This is a genomic window from Dyella sp. NPDC103356, assembly GCF_055584465.1.
The window spans coordinates 321,914-342,075 of record NZ_JBVJLZ010000002.1 but is presented as its reverse complement, the minus strand read 5'-3'; the positions used below and the strand labels follow the sequence as shown (position 1 = coordinate 342,075).

Here is a 20,162-nt window from a genome sequence, read left to right as displayed (position 1 = left end):
CAGCCATTGCGGACAATCGACGGAATGACCGCTGCCACTCCATTGCTCGAAGCACGCGCCCTGTCGTTTTATCGGCAGGACGAGCCTGTATTCGGCCCGCTCGACTTCAGCCTGCATGCGGGAGAAGTCGCCCTGGTCGAAGGCGACAATGGCAGCGGCAAGACGACGTTGCTGCGCGTGCTGGCCGGTTTGCTGCATATCGATGAAGGCGAGCTGCGTTGGCGAGACGCGCCCTGGCATCGGGATCTTTGTGCAGGCGAGGTACTTTTTCTAGGGCACCAGCTGGGTCTCAAGGCTGATTTGAGCGCACGCGAAAATCTCGCCGCGGCGGCGGGCCTGTATGGATGTCGCGATGGCGTGCAGGCCGAGGCGGCGCTCGCCACCGTAGGTCTGTCGGGCTATGAAGACGAGCCGACCCGACGCCTGTCCGCTGGGCAAAAGAAGCGTGCTGCGCTCGCTCGATTGCTGATCGTGCCGGCGACCGTGTGGTTGCTGGATGAGCCCTACGCCAATCTCGACCGTCACGGCATCGAGCTGGTCAATCGATTAATCGAGCAGCAGGTGGCTCAAGGTGGTGCGGTGTTGGTGACCAGTCATGGTGCGGTGAGTTTTGTGGGTGGTGAGCCTAAACGGATTCGGTTGCATGGGTGAGTTGCGTGCAAGAGCCCCCCTCACCCCAACCCTCTCCCCCGGCAAAGCCAGGGGAGAGGGAGCAGCGTTGGGCAAGATTCGAGGCTTCGCCTATTTGAGCCCTCTCCCCTGGTTTTGCCGGGGGAGAGGGTTGGGTGAGGGGGCGCTCTTCGCCCAGGCACTCTCATGACCCGCCCCTCCCTGACCGCCGCCTGCTCGGCCATCCTCCGCCGCGACCTCACCCTCGCCTGGCGTCGCCGCGGTGACATCGCCATGCCGGTGCTCTACGCGCTGATCGTCGCCACGCTATTCCCCTTTGCCCTCGGCCCGGAAGACACCCTGCTGCAACGCATTGCCGGCGGCGTGGTGCTGGTCACCGTGCTGCTGGCCATGCTGCTGGCGCTCGACGCCATGTTCCGCAGCGATATCGAAGACGGCTCGCTGGAACAACTGGTCGTCGCGCCGCAGCCGTTGGCGCTGATGCTCGGCATGAAAATTCTTGCGCACTGGCTGACCACCGCGCTGCCGCTGATCGTGATCTCGCCGCTGCTGGCCGGCATGTTGCATTTGCCGAACGCTGTCATCCCGGTGTTGATGCTGGCGTTAGTGCTGGCAACACCCCTGCTCAGCCTGCTCGGCGCGGTGTTGGTGGCGCTGACAGCCGGTACGCGGCGCTCTGGTATGCTGCTGGCCTTGATGCTGCTGCCGCTTTGCGTGCCGGTGGTGATCTTTGCCGCCGGTGCTGTCGCCGCGGCACAACAAGGGCTGCCGTGGTTAGCGCCGATTGCTTGGCTGGGTGCCGGACTGGTTCTGGCGCTGGTACTGGCTCCATTGGCTTGTGCCATCGCACTCCGCATAGCCTTGGACGCCTGACCGTATGGCCAAATGGATCCCGCTCTGGGTACATAAGCTCGGTTCGCCACCGATCTTCTATCGCTTCGCCGGCATCGTGCGCCCCTGGGCTATCGCCCTGGCAGTCGTGCTGGCCGCGCTGGCGCTCTATGGCGGCCTGGTGCTTGCGCCGGCCGACTATCAGCAAGGCGATGCCTACCGGATCATCTTCATCCACGTGCCGTGCGCCTGGATGAGTCTCTTTATTTATTTTGTAATGGCGATAGCGTCGTTCATCGCCCTGGTCTGGCGCGTCAAGCTGGCCGAGGTCATTGCGATGGAGTCGGCGCCGATCGGCGCTTCGTTCACCTTTATCACCCTGGTCACCGGTTCGCTCTGGGGCAAGCCGATGTGGGGCACCTGGTGGACCTGGGACGCGCGACTTACTTCCGAGCTGGTGCTGCTGTTCCTGTACCTGGGCGTCATCGGCCTCTATCACGCCTTCGAAGATCGCCGCCAAGGCGCGCGCGCTGCCGCGTTCCTGGCGATCATCGGCGTGATCAACGTACCGATCGTGCACTTCTCGGTGAATTGGTGGAACACGTTGCATCAGGGCTCCACCGTGCGCCTGCTCGGCCCATCGAAGATGGTCGGCAGCATGCTGTGGCCGCTGCTGACGATGATGGCTGCGACCAAGTTCTATTACGTCGCCAGCCTGTTCGGCCGTGCACGCACCGATCTGCTGGCGATGGAAAGCGGCAAGGACTGGGTACGCCAGATCGCCGAGAGCGAGGCGCACGCATGAATGCGTTCTTCGCCATGGGCGGTTACGCGGCGTATGTCTGGCCGGCCTATGCCGTGTTTTTTATCGTGCTGATCGCGGACTTCATCGCTCCCGCCCTGCGCCGCCGCCGCAACCTGCGCGAACTGCGTGCGCGTCTTGCGCGTCAGGCTGCGCGGCAGGAACGCACGCCCCGTACTCCATCGGCTTCGTCGTAACGCGAAGCCCCCAACGAGCGCTCCATGAATCCCACTCGCAAACGTCGGCTCATCATCGTGCTTCTCGTCGTCGCTGCGGCAACGGTCGCGGTCGCGCTGATCGTGTTCGCCCTGCAGCAGAACATGAATTACCTGTTTACGCCGAGCCAGGTCCAGTCGGGCGAAGCCACCCGTTACAAGACCTTTCGCCTTGGCGGCATGGTGAAGGCGGGCTCGATCCAGCGCAGCCCCGATTCGCTCAAAGTCACCTTCACCGTGGTCGATGCCGGCGGCAACATGCCGGTCGAATACACAGGCATCCTGCCGGATCTGTTTCGCGACAACCAATCGGTGATCGCGACCGGCCATATGGATAACGCGCGCTTTATCGCCAACGAAGTGCTCGCCAAGCACGACGAAACCTATATGCCCAAGGAACTGAAGGACGCCATGGCCAAGGCCCATCAGGGCAAGCCCGGCTTGGGTGGCAACGCGGCGCGGCCCGAAGGCGAATAGCATGAACCGACCTGCTCACGAACGGAATTCACATGGTTGAGCTTTTCCCTTCCGTCGTGCGTTTTTCCTCCTTCAAGTCCCGGTAATCATGACCCCAGAACTCGGCCAACTCGCGCTTATCCTCGCCATGCTGCTCGCCCTGGCGCAGGGCGTGCTGCCGCTGATCGGCGCCTGGCGCGGCAATCGCGCGCTGATCGCCGTCGCGCGCCCCGCAGCTGCGGGACAAGCCGTGTTCGTGGCCGCGGCGTTTTTCATCCTGGTCAGCGCCTTCCTGCATTTCGATTTCTCGGTGCGCTATGTCGCCGACAATTCGAACCTCGCCCTACCCTGGTACTACCGCATCGCCGCCGTCTGGGGTGCGCACGAAGGTTCGCTGCTGCTGTGGATTTTTATCCTCAACCTGTGGACGGTGGCGTTGGCTGCATTGAGCCGTCATCTCCCTGAGGTATTCGTCGCACGCGTGCTCGGCGTGCTTGGTCTGGTGGCGGTCGGCTTCCTCGCCTTTATCGTGTTCACGTCCAACCCGTTCCTGCGCATGTTGCCGATGCCGGCGGACGGTGGCGATCTCAATCCCGTGCTGCAAGACCCCGGCATGACGTTCCATCCGCCGGTGCTCTACATGGGCTACGTCGGTTTCTCGGTGGCGTTCGCGTTCTCGATCGCCGCCCTGCTCGGCGGCGAGCTCGAACTGGCGTGGGTGCGCTGGGCCAGGCCATGGACCAATATCGCCTGGGGTTTCCTGTCGGCGGGCATCGTTGCCGGTAGCTGGTGGGCGTATGCCGAACTGGGCTGGGGCGGCTGGTGGTTCTGGGATCCGGTCGAAAACGCCAGCTTCATGCCGTGGCTGGTCGGTGCGGCACTGGTACACGCGCAGGCGATCACGGAGAAGCGCGGCACCTTGCGTGCGTGGACCATCCTGCTGTCGATCTTTGCGTTTTCGCTGTCCCTGCTCGGCACCTTCCTGGTGCGCTCGGGCGTGCTGACCTCGGTGCATGCGTTTGCGTCCGATCCGCGCCGCGGGCTTTTCATCCTTTGTTTCCTGATTGTCGTCGTCGGTGGCTCGCTACTGCTGTATGCGCTGCGCGCGCCCAAGGTCGCCGGGGGCAAGGCATTTGCCCTGGTCTCGCGCGAAACCGCGATGCTGATCGGCAACCTCATGCTGACCGTCGCCGCGGCAATGGTGCTGCTGGGCACGCTGTTTCCGTTGATCGGCGACGCCTTGAACCTGGGCAAGATTTCGGTGGGGCCGCCCTACTTCGGCTTCCTGTTTACCCTACTGATGCTGCCAGTCGTGCTTCTGCTGCCGTTCGGCCCGTATCTGCGCTGGGGCAAGAGCGACATGCCCACGCTCAAGAAGGTGCTGTGGCGTGCGGGCCTTGCCGCGATCGCCTGCGCCATCGTTGCCGCGATCGTTACCGACGGCAACGCGAAGGCTACGGCTGGCGTTGCTGCGGCGGTGTGGACCGGTGTCGGCACGCTGCTTTATGTGTTCAAGCGTTGGCGCGAGATGCCGCGTGGCCGCCGCTACCCAGCCGAAATGGCCGGCATGTTGCTGGCGCATTTTGGCGTGGGCATTTTCCTGGCCGGTGTGTTGCTATCCGAATCCTTGAGCGTCGAGCGCGATGTGCGCATGGCACCGGGTGAGACCCAGGTGATCGGCGGCTACGAATTTCGTTTCGATGGCGTGCGCGAAACCGAAGGCCCGAACTGGAAAGCCGACCAAGGCACGGTCACCGTATCGCGTAGCGGCACGCCGGTCACTGTGATGCATCCGCAGAAACGCATGTATTCGCGTGGGCAGATCCAGACCGAGTCGGCGATCGATCCGGGTATTACCCGCGACTTGTACGTCGCGCTCGGCGAACCGATGGATCCGAACAGCATCGAAGGCGCGTGGGCCTTGCGGCTTTATCACAAGCCCTTCATCCGCTGGATCTGGCTCGGCGGCCTGTTCATGATGCTGGGTGGCTTTGTCAGTGCCGGCGAGCGTCGCTTCCGTGCAAGCCGTGCGGAAGCACCCGCCAAGACCACCAAAGCAACGCCGTTGAAGGAATCCAAGGCATGAGTCGGCTGATTCCTTTCTTCGGCTTCCTGCTGCTGGTAGTGCTGTTCGGCTTCGGTATCTGGTGGAACACGCAGCACGACCAGCGTGAAGTGCCGTCGCCGCTGATCAACAAACCAGCGCCAGCTTTCGCATTGCCCAAGCTGGACGATCCCGCGCAAACCGTCAGCCGCGACACGCTGCTGGGTAAGCCGTATCTGATCAATGTCTTTGGAAGCTGGTGCGTCGCCTGCGGCGAAGAGCATCCGGTGTTGATGGCCGACGGCAAGAACATCGGCGTGCCGTTGGTCGGCTACAACTACAAGGATGCACCGGAAGATGCCAAGGCGTGGCTCACCCAGCATGGCAACCCCTACGACCTGATCATCGTCGACCGCGAAGGCCGCACGGCGATCGACTTCGGCGTGTATGGCGCGCCGGAAAGCTTTCTGGTCGACGGCAAGGGCGTTATCCGCTACAAGCACATCGGTCCGTTGACGCCTGATGTGATCGCGAAGGAACTCAAGCCGGCCATCGCCGCATTGGCGAAGGAGCAGCCGTGATGCGCGCCCTGCGCCTTATCGTTTGCGTTGCCTTGTTGCTGATGTGCGGCACGCTTGCTGCGCAGGCGATCGATCCGCTGCCGTTCAAGGACCACGCCGAGGAAGTACGCTTCCAGAAGCTGACCAGTGAACTGCGCTGCCTGGTCTGCCAGAACGAGAATCTGGCCGATTCCAATGCCGACCTCGCGCGCGACCTACGCCACGAAGTGTTCGAACAGATGCAGGCCGGCAAGAGCGACGCGCAGATCAAGCAATATCTGGTCGACCGTTATTCCGACTTCGTGCTGTACGACCCACCAGTCAAGGCAAGCACCTTGCTGCTGTGGTTCGGACCGTTGGTGATACTGCTGGCAGGTGCGGGCGTGGTGGTGTTTACCGTGCGCAAGCGCAGTCGCGCCGGCACGCCGATCGATACGGCTACGATCGACCAAGGGGACGACTGGTGATATTCGGTTTCTATGCCATCGCCACCGCGATGGTTGTCGTGGCGCTGGCGCTCGTTCTGGTTCCGATGATTCGCCGCGCTCGCGGCGAAGGCTATCCTCGCCGGATTTTCGTGCTGGCGTTGGTCATCACGCTGCTGCTGCCGCTGGCCGCCGTCGGTTTGTATCTCGTGGTCGGTACGCCTGTCGCGCTGAACGGCGTGCCCAAGGAAGCGCCGCTCAATATCGATCAGGCCGTGGCCGAGCTGCAGCAGCATCTGGCGCAAAAGCCGGACGACGTGCAGGGCTGGCTGCTGCTCGGGCAGACCTATAGCGCGATGCATAAGGGTAGCGAAGCACGCGATGCCTACGGCAAGGTGCTCGACCTCGATGCCAACAATACCGCCGCCATGGTTGGCTGGGCCGAAGCCGATTCGATTCAGCGCAGCGACCACCTGATCGACGGCCGCTCGCTTGAGCTGCTTCAACACGCGGTGCAGTTGGAACCCGACAATCAGCGCGGCCTGTGGTTGCTCGGTATCAGCCAGTTTCAGCACGATCAATTCGCCGAGGCCGCGGCCACCTGGCGCAAGCTGCAACCGCTGCTGGATCCCAGCTCGAAAGTGGCGCAGGCCGTAGCCCAACAGATTGTCGCCGCCGAATCGCGCGCCGGCCCCCAGCCCGCTTCGGCATCGACCGCCGCTGCCAACGGCCCTGCGCTGCAAGTCGAAGTCAGCCTGTCGCCCGCATTGAAAAACAAGCTGGCTGCGGGCGATGCACTGTTCGTCTACGCGCGTGCCGAGCAAGGCCCACCGATGCCGCTGGCTGTCGCCAAACTCGCGCCGGCCGCATGGCCAATGCATGTCACACTCACCGACGCCATGGCGATGGCCCCGCAGCTGCGCCTGTCCACCGCCAGCCGTGTGTTCGTCGGTGCCCGCATCAGCAAGAGCGGCCAGGCGATCGCGCAGAGCGGCGACCTGGAAGGCGATGCCGGCGTGGTCGACGTGGCCAGCAAGACTCCGATCAAGATCACTATCGACAAGGTTCATTGATGAACGACGCGCGCCGCTACCACGAACTGCCCTCGCCTTTTGCCATGAAGCGCGGCGGCGAGTTGCATGGCGCGCAGGTCGCTTTTGAAACCTGGGGCAAACTCAGCCCTGCCGCCGACAATGCCGTGTTGATCCTCACCGGCCTCTCGCCCAGTGCGCATGCCGCATCGAACGATCAAGACCCCTCGTCCGGCTGGTGGGAAGCGATGATCGGCCCAGGCAAGGCCATCGATACGAATCGCTGGTTCGTCATCTGCGTCAATTCGCTGGGCAGCGACAAGGGCTCGACCTGCCCGGCGTCGATCGATCCGGCCACCGGTAGCGCCTATCGCCTGAGCTTTCCCGAGCTGTCGCTGGAAGACGTCGCCAACGCAGCACATGCAGCGGTAAGCGGCCTGGGCATCGAAAAACTGGCCTGCCTGATCGGCTGCTCGATGGGCGGCATGAGCGCGCTGGCTTACATGCTGCTGCATCCGGGCAGCGTACGTGCGCATATCAGTGTCGATACGGCACCGCAGGCACAGCCCTTCGCCATCGCGATCCGCTCGCTGCAACGCGAAGCGATCCGACTCGATCCGAACTGGAACGAAGGGCTCTACACCGATGAACGCTATCCCGATACCGGCATGGCTATCGCGCGCAAGCTCGGCGTCATCACCTATCGCTCGGCGATGGAATGGAACGGCCGTTTCGCCCGCATCCGGCTGAACCCGGAAGAGCGCGACGACGATCCGTTCGGCCTGGAATTCGAGGTCGAGTCCTATCTCGAAGGCCATGCACGCCGTTTCGTGCACACCTTCGACCCGAACAGCTACCTCTACCTGTCGCGCGCCAGCGACTGGTTCGACATGGCCGAGTACGGCAACGGCAACGTGCAGGAAGGCCTCAAGCGCATCCGCATCGAGCAGGCGATGGTGATCGGCGTCAGCACCGATATCCTGTTTCCGCTGGAGCAGCAGGAGCAGATCGCCGAGGGGCTGGAAGCGGCCGGTGCGCGGGTCGAATTCGTCGCGCTGGACTCCCCCCAGGGCCACGACGCCTTTCTGGTCGATATCGAGAACTACAGCCGGGCGATCGGCGGGTTTCTGGCTCAGCTTTAAGGCCTAACGCAGGCTTTTCCGCAGACTGGTAAACTGGCGCCGCATCCGTCGTCCCCCGAGAACCACCATGCTTACTATGGAATTTCCAGGCTGTCGCAAACTCATCGATGCGATCGACGCCGCCGTGGTCAAGGACACGACCCCGGCCATCACCGACAGCCTGCGCAATAGCCTGTGCCAGCTCATCCGCGGCAAGGAAGTAAAGCTCCCCGAGTGCGTGTTCGAAACCGCCGAAGGCCGCTACGCCCGCCGCGAACTCTATTGCAGCGAGGAGCACGGCTACTGCGTCGTGGCGATGACCTGGGGCCCCGGCCAGGGCACCCCGATCCACGACCACGACGGCATGTGGTGCGTCGAGGGCGTCTGGAGCGGCGCGCTGGAGGTAGTGCAGTACGAGCGCCTGGCCAACGAAGAAGGCCACTGGCGCTTCCAGCCAGTCGGCTCGATCCAGGCCGGCCCCGGCTCCGCCGGCAGCCTGATCCCGCCGCACGAGTACCACACCATCCGCAACCCCACCGACGAAGTGGCCGTCAGCCTGCATATCTACTCCGGCCAGATGACCCGCTGCGCCGTCTTCAAGCCGGTCGACGCCGATCAGCACTACGAGCGCCAGGAGCGCAAATTGGGGCTCGACCCCGTCCACTGAACTATGCATAATGTGCGGCTTACGTGCCGGTGTGGCGGAATGGTAGACGCGGTGGACTCAAAATCCACTGGCAGCGATGTCGTGTAGGTTCGAGTCCTATCACCGGTACCACGTAAGGGTTCAAGGACGCCAAAGGCGATCGTCAAGAACTAGAAAAAACCCGCTGATCAGCGGGTTTTTTTGTGCTCTGATCATTATCGCTGATCGGGAAGGGACACGGAACTGGGCATCCCTCATCTAAGAAGGACCATTTCTTGGGCGTCCCAAATCTCTTTCCGCAGATAACCATCGATCGCCGGTTACCAACGCAGCAATCAGGGTTAGAGTCTGCTCGATATCGTTGCTCATGCCATACGTTCCAGTTGCGGTTTGGCTCCGGAAGCTATCAGCATGACGCCATTTAAGAGGATGGGGGGATTCACGCATGACCAAACCCTTGGTCGCTACTGCTCTTATTTCGACTGCGGTTGGTTTTTTCATTTGTTGCTTCATCGTTTATCCGCCACATGCCCATTGGAACGACGACTTACACGTTGGCGATGTCGCCACATGGTTTGCAGCTTGCGGGAGCATCGGGGCAGCATGGGCCGCGGTCCATGGCGCAAATACTGCGATGGCAATAGCAACGCAGGATCGAGCCGACAGAAAAGATGCAGATGATCGACGCAAGGACGAGCTCTTGCGCGCCATGGCTGACGCCCTCTACTCGGATTTGAGGACAGTCATCGTATTTATAGCTAGCCAATTCAAGCTGGCGCGCGGCATTAAAGTGGGGGATAGGGCTTACACCACTGAGGAAGACTTCGACATGTGGTGCATCGACATGGGCAACATCAAAATGGTTGCCTTCGACAAGTACGCCGATGCTCTGCCGGATCTTGGTCGGCCGTCTACGTCGCTCATTTTTGCGTACGGCGACTTTCTGCGAATCATGGCGCTCATAGCAGGTTATTCGGCGAGACCGGGCAAACAAAACAAGATGGACTTCGTAAGAGACAAAATAGCCCATCAACTCCCAAAGTTACTTGCAAACCTCACTTTCGCTATGGATCAAATTGAAGCCTACGTGAGCGCCCACTATGAAAGGGTGATGTTGTTGGATGAGGCCAGAGAACTAGCAGCCAAATGACTAGCCCCGAGATAAGCGCATACCCAGTTAGTTAACTGCTATCCCTTTGTGCTCGGTGACCTGGGCAAGCAGTTCCTTTGATCGGCCATGTCGACTGCAGGTTGTCGAAACATTAAAGTTCTGCGAAATAAAGCCGATCCACCCTCCATCTAATGGAGGCGAATATGAGAACTTTCTTGCAGGTCCTCGCAGCGCGAAAGGCGCACCTTTATGCGAAGGGCAATGAAGAAGAAAAATTCGAATGGCTCAATGCCAAGTCCAAGGCCATGCTTGAGCTGATCAAATCCTATGCTGCGGGCGTCGGATTCTTTGCAGCATCGCTGGCGCTGCCCCATACCAAACCGCACAGCATTCCGGCCGCCATCGCCGGTTTCTTGTTGTTACTTGTAGGCGTAGCCACAGCGGGTTTTGGCACGATCGCCTGGGCCACTTCCTGGAAATGGCATCCACTACGCGAGGCAGCCCTTTATGGTGGCTTTGTGATCTGGGCACTATGCGTTGCCTTGAGCGTTGCCCTTTACGCATAGACCTTATCGACATGGAAAAACCCTGCGATCGATGTGGGGATAGCACATGGCGCGATCACCCCTGGAAAACGATTGCGTCCCGCGCCCCTGCGATAGGCGGCTGCAGCCACGGCCATCACCGTAGACCTCGCCATTTCTTGCGCTGCACATAGCATGCAACTATCGCATCGATCCGAAATTTGGATTGGACGGATGAGTAGAATCCGGTACTAATTCCGCTTTCCCAACACCCAGGCGCACGCTCATGCAAACGAAGTGGATCGGATCGGCTGTGATGTTTCTTGGTCTGTGTGCCGGCGTTCATGCCGAACGCTCAGTGGCAAAGCCGTCTGCTATTGAGCTTTCCGCCGAAGGTGTGCAGATCTATACCTGCAAGCAAGCCGATGCTGGCGTCAGTTGGGTGCTAAAGGCACCGGATGCGACGTTACGCGATGCACAGGGCAAGGCCGTCGTCCATCACTTTGCCGGGCCGACCTGGCAGTGGACGGATGGTAGTTCGGTGGTGGGTGAGCCGGTGAGTGTGTCGCCTTCGCCACAGGCCGGTGCGATTCCCTGGATCGTGTTGCATGCCAAGTCGCATGCGGGGAATGGTGTGTTGGCGAATGTGGATTATGTGGTGCGCACGCGTACTGAGGGCGGTGTGGCGCCGGCTGCTGGGTGTGATGCTTCGCATGTGGGTGCGGAGGTGCGGGTGGCTTATAAGGCTTCGTATTTGTTTTTTGGGCATTGAGGTGGGTTAAAAAAAACCTCGGTGCTCATCGTCGCCCCGGCGGACGCCGGGGCCCGGTGTCTTCGGTGCGTTGAAGGGTGAGGCGCTGGGTCCCGGCGTTCGCCGGGACGACAGTAGGAAGGTTTTTTGGAGGCCCCCTCCCCTCGCTAAAGGGCCAGACAACCTCAGTTCTGTCGTCATCCCAGCGGAGGCCGAGATCCATTCCTCAGTCCTCGCCTGTCAGACGACTTATGGCAAGGCGTCCACGCTGAGGAGTGGATTCCGGCTTGCGCCGGAATGACGGGTAGGAAGGGGTCGGCAAGACCTTAAAGTCGCTGGCACATGGCACAAGAACCGGCCAGGTTCCAAGCTTGGCAGACGCCGCCTGTAACCCAACCGCCCATCCCCACGAATACTCCTTGCACGGGACGACCTGTCCCGCGATATCTCGATGACCGTGCAAGGAGCACCACCATGATTAAACCCATCGTCAGAACGCTGTTGGCTTTGATTGGCCTGGCTTTCGCCGGCCACGTCCTGGCTGACGAGGTGCCGTTCAATCAGCAGCAGTTCGATCAGGCCGTGGCTGCCGGCAAGCCCACCGTGGTGTATCTGCATGCCGACTGGTGCCCGACCTGCCGCGCGCAGAAGCCCATCCTGGATCGCCTGGTGCAGGAGCCGCAGTTCAAGCCGGTGACGGTGTTTGTTGCCGACTTCGACAAGGAAAGCGCGCTGAAGAAATCCTTGCGCATCGCCCAGCAGTCGACCTTCGTGGTGTTCAAGCAGGGCCATGAAGTGAACCGCTCCACCGGTCAGACACAGGAATCGGCGATCCGCGCAACGCTGCAAGAAGCGCTGTAATGGATTTCACCGTAGGCACTTATGCGCTGGGTTTTCTGGCCGGCGCGGCATCGCTGCTGTCGCCCTGCGTATTGCCGATCCTACCCATCCTGATCGCCTCCGCCCTGTCGCGAAGCCGGCTCGGTGTGGTGGCGCTCGCGGGCGGCCTTGCGTTGTCGTTCTCCGTCGTCGGCATCTTTATTGCGACGATCGGCGTGTCGATCGGCTTGGATTCGGAAACCTTCCGTCGCGTGGCTGCCGCCCTGATGGTGGCTTTTGGCCTGGTGATGGTGATACCGCGTCTGCAGGAGTGGTTTGCGCGCATCACTTCGGGCGTGGGTTCGGGCGGCCAAAAGGCACTCGGCAATATCAAGGGCGAAGGCCCGTGGAGCCAGTTCCTGATCGGCTTGTTGCTCGGCCTGGTGTGGAGTCCCTGCGTCGGTCCGACCCTGGGAGCTGCAAGCACGCTGGCAGCACAGGGGCGCGACCTCGGCCACGTCGCCTTGCTGATGGCGTTGTTCGGCCTCGGTGCCGGTATGCCGCTGCTGATCCTGGGCACGCTTTCCAACGCCACCATGTTGCGCGTACGCGGCTCGCTGGCGAACTGGGGCAAAGGCGTGAAGATCGCCATGGGCGCCTTCTTCATCCTGTTTGGCGTATTGATACTGACCGGCCTGGATCGACAGCTCGAAGCGTTTCTGGTGTCGATCAGTCCGGAATGGCTAACACGCTTTACGACGTCGCTCTGACCGAGCGACGTTTTTGCTCGGGATCGTTCAACGACTTAAGGACGTACGCCGTGATCCGCTTTTACTACCACCCGACGCCCAACCCCGCCAAAGTCGCCCTGCTGCTCGAAGAGCTTGGCCTCCCCTATGAAGTCATACCGGTCGATACCAGCAAGGGCGAGCAGCACGCTCCCGCGTTTCGCGCCATAAACCCCAATGGCAAGCTGCCGGCCATCGTCGATACCGATGGTGTCGGCGGCGCGATACGGGTATTCGATTCGAACGCGATCCTGCTCTATCTCGGCGAAAAAGCCGGACAGTTGATGGGTGCGCCTGCCGATCGTGGCGAGTTGCTGTCGTGGCTGTTTTTCATCGCCAGCGGTCTGGGTCCGTTTTCCGGCCAGGCCGTCCATTTCCAGCACAGCGCACCGGACAAGCCCGCCTACGCGGTCAATCGTTACCGCCGCGAAGCGGAACGCCACTATCAGGTGCTCGATGATCACTTGCGCGACCGGCGTTATATCGTCGGTAACGCCTATTCGATCGTGGATATCGCAGGTTGGGGCTGGATCGACCGCGCACCACGCGTATTGCCCGGTGACGGCGGTGGCCTGGCCGCATTCCCGCATATCCAACGCTGGTTCGAAGACATCGATGCACGTCCCGCAGCCGCGCGGGCACGTGGCGTCGCTCGCGACCATCTCTTCAAGAAGGATATGGACGAAGAAGCGCGGCGCGCACTTTTTCCGTCCAACTACCCACCCGCCCTCCCTAAGGAATCGACGTCATGACACGTTATGCACTCTCGGTCGAACTCAAAGCCAAGCCCGGCAAGGAAGAAGACGTTGCCGCCTTTCTCGCCAGTGCACAGGCGTTGGTGAATGCCGAACCCGCGACGGTGGCCTGGTTCGCGATACGCCTGGATCAACACACGTTTGCGATCTTCGATGCGTTCGACGAGGAAAGTGGGCGCGATGCGCATTTGAATGGTGCCGTGGCAGCAGCCTTGATGGCCAACGCCAGCGAATTGCTTTCCGAAGCCCCGAATATCCGCAAGGCACAGGTACTGGCCGACAAGCTGCCCTGATCAGTCGTCGAACAAACATCAGGCACAAAAAAGGCGCTCTGAAAACCAGAGCGCCTAAAGGGTGACCGGGGGGCGATCACCGGGGGGCGCGTGCGGAACTTCGAGAGGAATCGCCTCGAAAAGCCCTCCGCAGGCGCATTCATTAAGCCCGGGATCGATAGTGGTTTCTGTAGGCACCGCCCTACATGGCATGTAGGCAGGCAGCGCGCTACCGTGACGCGGTTCCTTACGCCTCGGCTTCAACCACGTCCCGCCAGCTGCCGTCGCTTTCCTGGATTCTTACCGGCGGATGCGCACGGCCATGGGCGCGAACCAGACGTGAGCGCATCGCAATCGCTGCCGATACCGCTTCCGCGCGGCTGGCAAAGGTACCCATGCGAGCAGCTTCGCCACGGACGACCCACGGGGTGTCGGCGGTGAAAGGCACGAAGAGCCTTATTTTTTCCGGAACCATGGCGCCACCTCGAATACGTCTGGAGGAGAGACGGCCAAGCCGAGCCACAGGGGTGGACGGGGAGGTCCTTGTGTTCGGGGCGATCTCGCGGAAACGCGACAGAGCCAGTCTGGCAGAACCTTGTTACACCGGGATAGTAACTCCGTTGCACGTTTACGCCCGGTTAAAGCTGACTCGACAGTCTAGAGCTCACGTACGACGCGAAATCCTACGCGCCCGCTTCGCACCGAGGCGTCCGCCCCTTGTCGATAAGCCGAACGCACCTGGTCAGGCGAACTGCCCCAGGAGCCGCCACGGATGACCCGCGTGCTGCAGCCCGGATTAAGCCAGGCATTGCCGTCGCGCGGGGCACGAATGTAGTTGTCGTGCCAGCAGTCCTGCACCCATTCCGATACGTTGCCGTTGATGTCGTAAAGACCGAACGGGTTGGCCGCAAAGCTCATCACCGGCGCCGGCCCCCAGAAGCCGTCGCGGTAACCTGCGAACGCGTTGCTCCAGCGGCGACCATTGGAGGAGCGGTCGTTGCCGCCGGTAAGGTTCTCGACCCTGCTCTTGGGGATGCTGTCGCCCCACCAGTATTTCGTCGTTGTACCACCGCGCAGCGCGTATTCGAACTCCGACTCGCTGGGCAGGCGATACTTTTTCCCGGTGCGCTGACTGAGCCATTCGGCGTAAGCTCTGGCGTCGTTCCAGGACACGTTCACGACGGGCAGCTTGTCGTCGGCATTGTGCCCCGCGTAGTCCGATTGCCAGCTCGCGCCGGTATCGTCGCGCATCGAGCCGCTGCGTTCGTCATAGACGCTGGCGCCGCCCAACCGTTGCGAATCGGGCTGATACCCGCTTGCCTTCACGAATTCGCGGAACTGGCCCACCGTGACGTCGGTGCGGCCCATCGCAAAGCCCTTGTCGAGCACGACCTCGTGCTGGGGCGTCTCGCTGTCGTTGCGGCCATCGTCGTTGTCTGCAGCGCCCATGGCGAAATTGCCGGTCGGCACGACCACCATCGACGGCGCCTGGCCGGGAATATCGGCAAAACGATCGGTAAAGGTCTGGCCGGGCTTGAAGCTGGCGTAAAGGCGTGCGTTGGTCAGGCGCTCGTTGAAGTCCTTGAGCGCGTCGGCATCGGCACCGATGGCCTGCGCCTGGCCGGCCAATTGCTCGGCCAGGCTCAGGTTGCCGGCATCGAGGGCAGAGCGCGCCTGGATCATCAAGGTACTGCCACGCTGCTTGCGCATGCCGTCCACCCGCCCCTGCACGTCCCTCAGCTGCGGCGAATCGGGCTGTACATCGGCCGCCTGGGTCAGGGCCTGCTCGGCGCCGTTGAAATCGTTCTGCGCCACGGCCGCCAGCGCGCGGTCCAGCACGGCACGCTGCACCTGCAGCAGACCCTGCTGCGCTACGGCGTTATCCGCATCGAGCTGTTGTACCTGCCGGTAAATCTCCAGGGCGTTGTTGCCCTTGGGCTGGTCGGCCTTGCCCTCCTGCAACAGGCTGGCAGCCTTGGCCAGCAAGGGGCGGACCTCGTTCAGCGTCTTGATCTCCTGGCTGAGCGACGCGACGTCCTCCTCGGCGTCAGGCAAGGTCTTCAATGCGGTCAGCAGGTCGTTGGCCGAATCCGCATCGCCCATGGCCACGTCCTGGCCGATGGCGGCCACCAGCCGCGCCTTCACCTCGAATAGGCCCTGCGCCGCGCGGCGGCTATCGGGCTTGAGCTTGAGGGCCTCCTGGTAGAGCGCCGCGGCGCTGTTCTTGTCACCCACCAACTGCCCAGCGCGCAGTGCCTTGCCGGCATCGACCAGTAGGGCCTGCACTTGCGGCGTATCGGCCGATTTCTGTTCCGGCAGCTGGGTGTTCCTGGCGGTCATGCGGGCGACGATCACATCGGTCGGCGCCAGGGTCAGCGGCGGGCCGGCATCGATTTCGGACGCTTCGGGCAGTGCGGCGCGAGGCGTGCCAAACGACGACGTCATCGGCCCCACGCTCATCGAACGTCGCGGGGCCACCTGAGCCGGATCGACGTGAAAGACACGCGGGAAAAAGTGATAGACCAGCGCCATACCGAGCAGAACGACGCCGAGCGCACCACCGAAGGCGCGTTGACGAAGTACGGTTTCCTTGCTCGGCATAGTGTGCGTCCTTGGGTGGCCTGCTATGGTGCGCTGCTAACCATAGGCACAAACCGGTGACAGGACAATGAGCAGCGTTCCACCGGTTTCAAGGACGTAAATGATGCAATCCCTTCCCCCGGTGCCACCCGCCGACTGGATCGACAATCGCGACGCACTCGATCGATGGCTGCAAGCGGTACCGCACGACGCAGCGCTTGGCCTCGACACCGAGTTCATGCGGCGCAATACGTTCTATCCGCAGTTGGCGTTGTTGCAGCTGGGCTTTGCCGAGCGCTATGCGCTGGTCGACCCGCTGGCGTTTTCCATCGGCGATGCCTTGCGGCCGCTGCTGGGCGATGGCAATGCCGTCACCGTGATGCACAGCGCGAGCGAAGATCTCGAAGCGCTCTCGTCCATGTTGCCCGGCGGGCCCCGCCAATTGTTCGATACTCAGATCGCCGCCGCCTTTGTCGGCATGGGCTTGGGTATCAGCTATCGCGCACTGGTTGCCGAACTGGTCGGGGTCGAGCTGGACAAGGGCGAGACCCGGTCCGATTGGCTGCAGCGTCCGCTGACCGAATCGCAACGCAGCTATGCCACGCTCGATGTGGTGTATCTCAAGCCGGTGCACGAGCAATTGTCCGAACGCCTGAAGCAACGCGGCCGCGAGGCCTGGCATGCCGAAGACTGCGAACGCCTGAAGCAGCGCGCCTGTTTCCGCGAGGGCGACCCGCAACCGCAGCGCACCTTCCGTGGTGCCGCCGAATGGACACCCGCGCAGCGCGCACGGCTGCGTCGCATCTTGTTGTGGCGCGACCAGACCGCACGCTCGCAGGATCGCCCTCGCCCCTGGCTGCTCGAAGACGCGCTGGCGATGAACCTCGCCCAGCAGCCGCCGAGCAACGCTGCCGATCTCGAACAACGCAGCCGCGGCCAGCGCGCACTGCGCTCGCCGCAGCGTGCCGAGCTGCTGCAGTTGCTGGCACCGGCAATCAGCGAAGAAGAAATCGCCGACACCGCCGCGATCCCCATGATGCCGCAGGGTGCCGCCAAGCAGGCGCTCGGCGTGATGAAGCAGAAGGTTGATGCGCTGGCGATAGAACTCGACCTTCCGGCCGGCCTGCTTTGCCCACGCAAGGCGCTGGAGGAATATGTCGTTACCGCCGAGTGGCCGGACTTTCTCGAAGGCTGGCGCCGGGACGTGCTGCACGCGCCGCTGAGTGCCCTGCTCCCCGCCTAGCTCCGGCGGCTTGTCGAACCGTTTCGACCGTTATTCACTTTGACTTGGAAAGCCGGATCGCAATCGACGTTTTGGAGCGTCGTATTTAAGGTTCTGCCCCTCATTTCAAATCCGCCAGGACTGAAATGAAAAATGCGGGGCAGGCCCCGGTTTCAAGCCATTCTGCGGCATAGATTGAGTGCTAGATTGAGGCCCGTTACACACCTGTAACTACCTAATTAAGGGGCTTTATGAGCAAGCTATTGCGTTATCTCGTTGCTGCAAGCGTTTTCATCTCTGGGGCTGCCTTGGCGGACTCGCCGGCGTCTTCGGGCCTGGGCCAATCCTGGCCCAATACACCGGACTTGAGTTCCAGCGCCCATTACCACGTCTTTGTGTTTGTGAAGGACGGCGTCCGCTTTATCCAGATCAATGATTCGGCCGGTCGTGTGCGGGGTGCCCTGGCGACGGCTGGCGGCCAGATGCTGGTTCTGCCGATCGGCACGGCCGCGCAAGTGGTCGTCCAGAATGCCCCGGCCGCCGATGCTCCTGCGGCAGCGCCGGCCGTCAACGCCGAGCCGGTCTACCAGGATGACGAGGTGGCGATCACCGCCCAGCCTCAGCGCAACGGCACGGTGCGCATTCAGGCCGTCAGCGCATGCAAGGATCCGATCACCTGCAATACGCAGATCATGGCCGCCCCGGCACAATGACCTCTCCACCCGCGATCCACGACGTCGGATCGCGGGTGGCTCGCACCTGAGTCTCCGGGTCGAGCAGCACCGCCGCGATCACCTGGCCGCCAGGCACGTGAGTCTGACGCAGCCGCCCTTGATAGGAACGCGCACGATCTTCGGCAGCTCCCCAGTTCAACCCCGCGCTCCCAAGGCGTAGCCGCACGTCATCCAGGCGAACCGCCGCGACACGATCGACTTCCGTCGACGCTCGCAAGCGCAACCCGACCCAGGGCTGGCCGCCCCGCTGGCCGGCGCGTAACCGTACCCGAACATGCGTCGGCGGCAAGTTCTGACAGGTCAGCGCCAAGCACTCGCCCACGAGGCGGTAAATCGCCAAGTGAAGCGCTGACGAGACCTTGGAAAAGTCGCCGCGGGCTTCGCACCAATAGCTCACGCCGGCCTCATCGAGCGCTCGCGCGAGTGGGCCCTGGCGCAAGGCCAACACCAGATCCTTGTCCCGCCAACCGGTGGGATACAGCCCATCGGACAAGCGGAACAGTTGCTCCTGGGCGAGCGCTGCCTGCCTGGCATAAAGCCGACTGTCGACCGACGGCGTATGCCGGAGCTGGGTGAGCATGTGCTCATAACCCACGTGGATCATTTCGCGAATCTGCTCGAGAAACTCCGCAGCGACACGTAACCGGGCCTCACCGATTGCAATGTTCCGGCGCGCCAGCACCAATGCATCCTGGACCTGTACGCGCTCCATGGCATCGCGTTGATTGAGCACACTGATGCGAGATCCCAGCAACAACATGCTGCTGATCGCGAAGGCGATGAAGGTCTCAGCCTGGATGGCCCCCGCATCGTCCATGCCTTGCATGGTCAGCACCACGGCCACGCTTGCCAGGGTGCCGCCCACTGCGGCGCCCTGCCAGCCATGCCGGAGCGCGAGAACCACCACCGGCAGGAACATCGCCATCCGGGCAGCGTCCTCGCTGCTGCCGGCGGTCGCGTGCGTGGCGATCCACACCAGCAGGCCCAGGGCCGGCACCAACAGAAAGGCGCCCTCCATGAGCAGGCGACTATCCATCACGCGCTGCCACCGCTCTCCCACGGTGGTCGAGCGCCAGGCCTCGCGCACCCATACCGCCAGCGGCACCACTGTCAGTACGCCGAGAAAATTACCAATGAACCAGCGCGCCAGCGCGGCGCTGTAATCAACGTGGTAATCAGCCGGTACGCGCGTGACCGCCAGACGCCCGGTATTCATGAGGGTCCACAACGAGGCTACCGCCAACATGCACAGCAGCAGGACACCCATGCGAGCCCCGCCGCGGACGGGAAACATGCGCAGCCAGCGCTTGCAGGCATGCACCAGCGGCATCGCAAGAACAATCGGCGTCGGAAACGCGGTCAATGCCGCCCATGCCATGCCGTATTGGGGAGCGCACGACACCGCCAGATAACCCAATGGAGCCAATTCACCAAGCGCCAAGGCGCCCCAGTAACGTTGAGGAATGAAAATCAACGCTGCGAGTCTGAAACCCGCAAAGAGAACCCAATAGGGAAACGAAATTTTTTGAAGTATCCAATAGCCGGCTGCATAACCGAGCGCGGTTATGATTTGCTTGAACGCTTCGCCCCACCTTGCTCCTTGCATCCCTTACCTCTTCGCCCAAAACCTTGACGCAAGATGCCCGACGACACGAGGTCCTGGGCTTGGTATCCGCATTCGTCAAAATGACGATTCAATCAGCATACCCGATTTTCAGTCTGCTCTCGCCAACATTATGTGTGATGGGTCACGCCACCGCAGCGACCTGACGATCGAGTGATTTATTAAGCGTCCATCTCAAGAGTGATGACGCAGCCACCTGGGTGCCGTCGCCAGCGAAGCCA

General features: G+C 62.1%; 23 protein-coding genes and 1 tRNA gene. 21 read left to right on the top strand and 3 right to left on the bottom strand.

Annotated elements, in window-relative coordinates; translation table 11 throughout:
• Positions 1–24: 24 nt before the first annotated feature.
• The 19 genes from ccmA to ACZ6WW_RS04815 all read left to right on the top strand — a co-directional run bounded on the left by ccmA (position 25) and on the right by ACZ6WW_RS04815 (position 13,802).
• Positions 25–651 carry a cytochrome c biogenesis heme-transporting ATPase CcmA gene (ccmA, locus tag ACZ6WW_RS04905; RefSeq protein ID WP_465273223.1) on the top strand — a complete coding sequence of 209 codons (627 nt, stop codon included), beginning with the start codon at positions 25–27 and terminating at the stop codon, positions 649–651.
• Between the two features lie 165 nt (positions 652–816).
• The gene (gene ccmB / locus ACZ6WW_RS04900) at positions 817–1,503 is read left to right on the top strand and encodes a heme exporter protein CcmB (protein WP_465273222.1); all 687 of its coding nucleotides are present in this window, start codon (positions 817–819) and stop codon (positions 1,501–1,503) included.
• A 4-nt stretch (positions 1,504–1,507) separates the two neighbouring features.
• Positions 1,508–2,266, top strand: coding sequence for a heme ABC transporter permease (locus ACZ6WW_RS04895; RefSeq protein WP_465273221.1), 759 nt, complete (start codon positions 1,508–1,510; stop codon positions 2,264–2,266).
• Positions 2,263–2,460, top strand: a complete 198-nt coding sequence (gene ccmD / locus ACZ6WW_RS04890; protein ID WP_281848320.1) for a heme exporter protein CcmD — start codon at positions 2,263–2,265, stop codon at positions 2,458–2,460. Before ACZ6WW_RS04895 ends, ccmD begins: the two co-directional genes overlap by 4 nt.
• A gap of 24 nt (positions 2,461–2,484) precedes the next feature.
• Positions 2,485–2,955 carry a cytochrome c maturation protein CcmE gene (gene ccmE, locus ACZ6WW_RS04885; RefSeq protein ID WP_281848319.1) on the top strand — a complete coding sequence of 157 codons (471 nt, stop codon included), beginning with the start codon at positions 2,485–2,487 and terminating at the stop codon, positions 2,953–2,955.
• Positions 2,956–3,043: 88 nt separating this feature from the next.
• Positions 3,044–5,020: a heme lyase CcmF/NrfE family subunit gene (locus ACZ6WW_RS04880; RefSeq protein WP_465273220.1), complete on the top strand. Its 1,977-nt coding sequence runs from the start codon at positions 3,044–3,046 to the stop codon at positions 5,018–5,020.
• The gene (locus ACZ6WW_RS04875; RefSeq protein WP_465273219.1) at positions 5,017–5,559 is read left to right on the top strand and encodes a DsbE family thiol:disulfide interchange protein; all 543 of its coding nucleotides are present in this window, start codon (positions 5,017–5,019) and stop codon (positions 5,557–5,559) included. The genes ACZ6WW_RS04880 and ACZ6WW_RS04875 overlap by 4 nt, the downstream gene beginning before the upstream one ends.
• Positions 5,559–6,005, top strand: coding sequence for a cytochrome c-type biogenesis protein (locus ACZ6WW_RS04870; protein ID WP_465273218.1), 447 nt, complete (start codon positions 5,559–5,561; stop codon positions 6,003–6,005). Before ACZ6WW_RS04875 ends, ACZ6WW_RS04870 begins: the two co-directional genes overlap by 1 nt.
• Complete coding sequence (locus ACZ6WW_RS04865; RefSeq protein WP_465273217.1) at positions 6,002–7,036, top strand: tetratricopeptide repeat protein; 1,035 nt, start codon at positions 6,002–6,004, stop codon at positions 7,034–7,036. The genes ACZ6WW_RS04870 and ACZ6WW_RS04865 overlap by 4 nt, the downstream gene beginning before the upstream one ends.
• Positions 7,036–8,136: a homoserine O-acetyltransferase MetX gene (gene metX / locus ACZ6WW_RS04860; protein ID WP_465273216.1), complete on the top strand. Its 1,101-nt coding sequence runs from the start codon at positions 7,036–7,038 to the stop codon at positions 8,134–8,136. The genes ACZ6WW_RS04865 and metX overlap by 1 nt, the downstream gene beginning before the upstream one ends.
• Positions 8,137–8,203: 67 nt before the next feature.
• The gene (locus tag ACZ6WW_RS04855) at positions 8,204–8,782 is read left to right on the top strand and encodes a cysteine dioxygenase family protein (RefSeq protein WP_281848313.1); all 579 of its coding nucleotides are present in this window, start codon (positions 8,204–8,206) and stop codon (positions 8,780–8,782) included.
• Positions 8,783–8,807: 25 nt separating this feature from the next.
• Positions 8,808–8,893, top strand: a tRNA-Leu gene (locus ACZ6WW_RS04850).
• Positions 8,894–9,206: 313 nt separating this feature from the next.
• Positions 9,207–9,911 (top strand): hypothetical protein, encoded by a 705-nt coding sequence (locus ACZ6WW_RS04845; RefSeq protein WP_465273215.1) that lies wholly within the window; start codon positions 9,207–9,209, stop codon positions 9,909–9,911.
• Positions 9,912–10,087: 176 nt separating this feature from the next.
• Entirely contained in the window at positions 10,088–10,438 is a 351-nt protein-coding gene (locus ACZ6WW_RS04840) for a hypothetical protein (protein ID WP_465273214.1), read from the top strand.
• 244 nt (positions 10,439–10,682) lie between these two features.
• Positions 10,683–11,168: a DUF3455 domain-containing protein gene (locus ACZ6WW_RS04835; RefSeq protein ID WP_465273213.1), complete on the top strand. Its 486-nt coding sequence runs from the start codon at positions 10,683–10,685 to the stop codon at positions 11,166–11,168.
• A 453-nt stretch (positions 11,169–11,621) separates the two neighbouring features.
• A complete protein-coding gene (locus ACZ6WW_RS04830) occupies positions 11,622–12,008 on the top strand; it encodes a thioredoxin family protein (protein ID WP_465273212.1) in 387 nt (128 codons plus the stop codon).
• Positions 12,008–12,736: a cytochrome c biogenesis CcdA family protein gene (locus ACZ6WW_RS04825; protein ID WP_465273211.1), complete on the top strand. Its 729-nt coding sequence runs from the start codon at positions 12,008–12,010 to the stop codon at positions 12,734–12,736. Before ACZ6WW_RS04830 ends, ACZ6WW_RS04825 begins: the two co-directional genes overlap by 1 nt.
• A gap of 50 nt (positions 12,737–12,786) precedes the next feature.
• Positions 12,787–13,506 (top strand): glutathione S-transferase family protein, encoded by a 720-nt coding sequence (locus ACZ6WW_RS04820; protein ID WP_465273210.1) that lies wholly within the window; start codon positions 12,787–12,789, stop codon positions 13,504–13,506.
• Positions 13,503–13,802 (top strand): putative quinol monooxygenase, encoded by a 300-nt coding sequence (locus tag ACZ6WW_RS04815; RefSeq protein ID WP_281848299.1) that lies wholly within the window; start codon positions 13,503–13,505, stop codon positions 13,800–13,802. The genes ACZ6WW_RS04820 and ACZ6WW_RS04815 overlap by 4 nt, the downstream gene beginning before the upstream one ends.
• 226 nt (positions 13,803–14,028) lie before the next feature.
• Here ACZ6WW_RS04815 and ACZ6WW_RS04810 read toward each other — a convergent pair whose 3' ends face one another.
• Both ACZ6WW_RS04810 and ACZ6WW_RS04805 read right to left on the bottom strand, forming a co-directional pair.
• The gene (locus ACZ6WW_RS04810) at positions 14,029–14,178 is read right to left on the bottom strand and encodes a hypothetical protein (protein WP_465273209.1); all 150 of its coding nucleotides are present in this window, start codon (positions 14,176–14,178) and stop codon (positions 14,029–14,031) included.
• 260 nt (positions 14,179–14,438) lie between these two features.
• Complete coding sequence (locus tag ACZ6WW_RS04805; protein ID WP_465273208.1) at positions 14,439–16,382, bottom strand: SUMF1/EgtB/PvdO family nonheme iron enzyme; 1,944 nt, start codon at positions 16,380–16,382, stop codon at positions 14,439–14,441.
• A 100-nt stretch (positions 16,383–16,482) separates the two neighbouring features.
• Between ACZ6WW_RS04805 and rnd the strand changes: the two genes are divergently transcribed.
• Together rnd and ACZ6WW_RS04795 are read left to right on the top strand one after the other, a co-directional pair.
• Positions 16,483–17,604, top strand: a complete 1,122-nt coding sequence (gene rnd / locus ACZ6WW_RS04800) for a ribonuclease D (RefSeq protein ID WP_465273207.1) — start codon at positions 16,483–16,485, stop codon at positions 17,602–17,604.
• A 230-nt stretch (positions 17,605–17,834) separates the two neighbouring features.
• On the top strand, positions 17,835–18,296 hold the full coding sequence (locus ACZ6WW_RS04795) for a hypothetical protein (protein WP_465273206.1): 462 nt from the start codon (positions 17,835–17,837) through the stop codon (positions 18,294–18,296).
• On the opposite strand, the gene ACZ6WW_RS04790 is transcribed toward ACZ6WW_RS04795, so the two are convergent.
• Positions 18,274–19,923, bottom strand: a complete 1,650-nt coding sequence (locus ACZ6WW_RS04790) for an MASE1 domain-containing protein (protein ID WP_465273205.1) — start codon at positions 19,921–19,923, stop codon at positions 18,274–18,276. The genes ACZ6WW_RS04795 and ACZ6WW_RS04790 overlap by 23 nt on opposite strands.
• Positions 19,924–20,162 lie beyond the last annotated feature (239 nt).

Coding starts and splice junctions, on each gene's coding strand:
- ccmA (WP_465273223.1), top strand. CDS start 25: ATGACCGCTGCCACTCCATTGCTCGAAGCACGCGCCCTGTCGTTTTAT.
- ccmB (WP_465273222.1), top strand. CDS start 817: ATGACCCGCCCCTCCCTGACCGCCGCCTGCTCGGCCATCCTCCGCCGC.
- ACZ6WW_RS04895 (WP_465273221.1), top strand. CDS start 1,508: ATGGCCAAATGGATCCCGCTCTGGGTACATAAGCTCGGTTCGCCACCG.
- ccmD (WP_281848320.1), top strand. CDS start 2,263: ATGAATGCGTTCTTCGCCATGGGCGGTTACGCGGCGTATGTCTGGCCG.
- ccmE (WP_281848319.1), top strand. CDS start 2,485: ATGAATCCCACTCGCAAACGTCGGCTCATCATCGTGCTTCTCGTCGTC.
- ACZ6WW_RS04880 (WP_465273220.1), top strand. CDS start 3,044: ATGACCCCAGAACTCGGCCAACTCGCGCTTATCCTCGCCATGCTGCTC.
- ACZ6WW_RS04875 (WP_465273219.1), top strand. CDS start 5,017: ATGAGTCGGCTGATTCCTTTCTTCGGCTTCCTGCTGCTGGTAGTGCTG.
- ACZ6WW_RS04870 (WP_465273218.1), top strand. CDS start 5,559: ATGCGCGCCCTGCGCCTTATCGTTTGCGTTGCCTTGTTGCTGATGTGC.
- metX (WP_465273216.1), top strand. CDS start 7,036: ATGAACGACGCGCGCCGCTACCACGAACTGCCCTCGCCTTTTGCCATG.
- ACZ6WW_RS04855 (WP_281848313.1), top strand. CDS start 8,204: ATGCTTACTATGGAATTTCCAGGCTGTCGCAAACTCATCGATGCGATC.
- ACZ6WW_RS04845 (WP_465273215.1), top strand. CDS start 9,207: ATGACCAAACCCTTGGTCGCTACTGCTCTTATTTCGACTGCGGTTGGT.
- ACZ6WW_RS04835 (WP_465273213.1), top strand. CDS start 10,683: ATGCAAACGAAGTGGATCGGATCGGCTGTGATGTTTCTTGGTCTGTGT.
- ACZ6WW_RS04830 (WP_465273212.1), top strand. CDS start 11,622: ATGATTAAACCCATCGTCAGAACGCTGTTGGCTTTGATTGGCCTGGCT.
- ACZ6WW_RS04825 (WP_465273211.1), top strand. CDS start 12,008: ATGGATTTCACCGTAGGCACTTATGCGCTGGGTTTTCTGGCCGGCGCG.
- ACZ6WW_RS04815 (WP_281848299.1), top strand. CDS start 13,503: ATGACACGTTATGCACTCTCGGTCGAACTCAAAGCCAAGCCCGGCAAG.
- ACZ6WW_RS04810 (WP_465273209.1), bottom strand. CDS start 14,178: ATGGGTACCTTTGCCAGCCGCGCGGAAGCGGTATCGGCAGCGATTGCG.
- ACZ6WW_RS04805 (WP_465273208.1), bottom strand. CDS start 16,382: ATGCCGAGCAAGGAAACCGTACTTCGTCAACGCGCCTTCGGTGGTGCG.
- rnd (WP_465273207.1), top strand. CDS start 16,483: ATGATGCAATCCCTTCCCCCGGTGCCACCCGCCGACTGGATCGACAAT.
- ACZ6WW_RS04795 (WP_465273206.1), top strand. CDS start 17,835: ATGAGCAAGCTATTGCGTTATCTCGTTGCTGCAAGCGTTTTCATCTCT.
- ACZ6WW_RS04790 (WP_465273205.1), bottom strand. CDS start 19,923: ATGCAAGGAGCAAGGTGGGGCGAAGCGTTCAAGCAAATCATAACCGCG.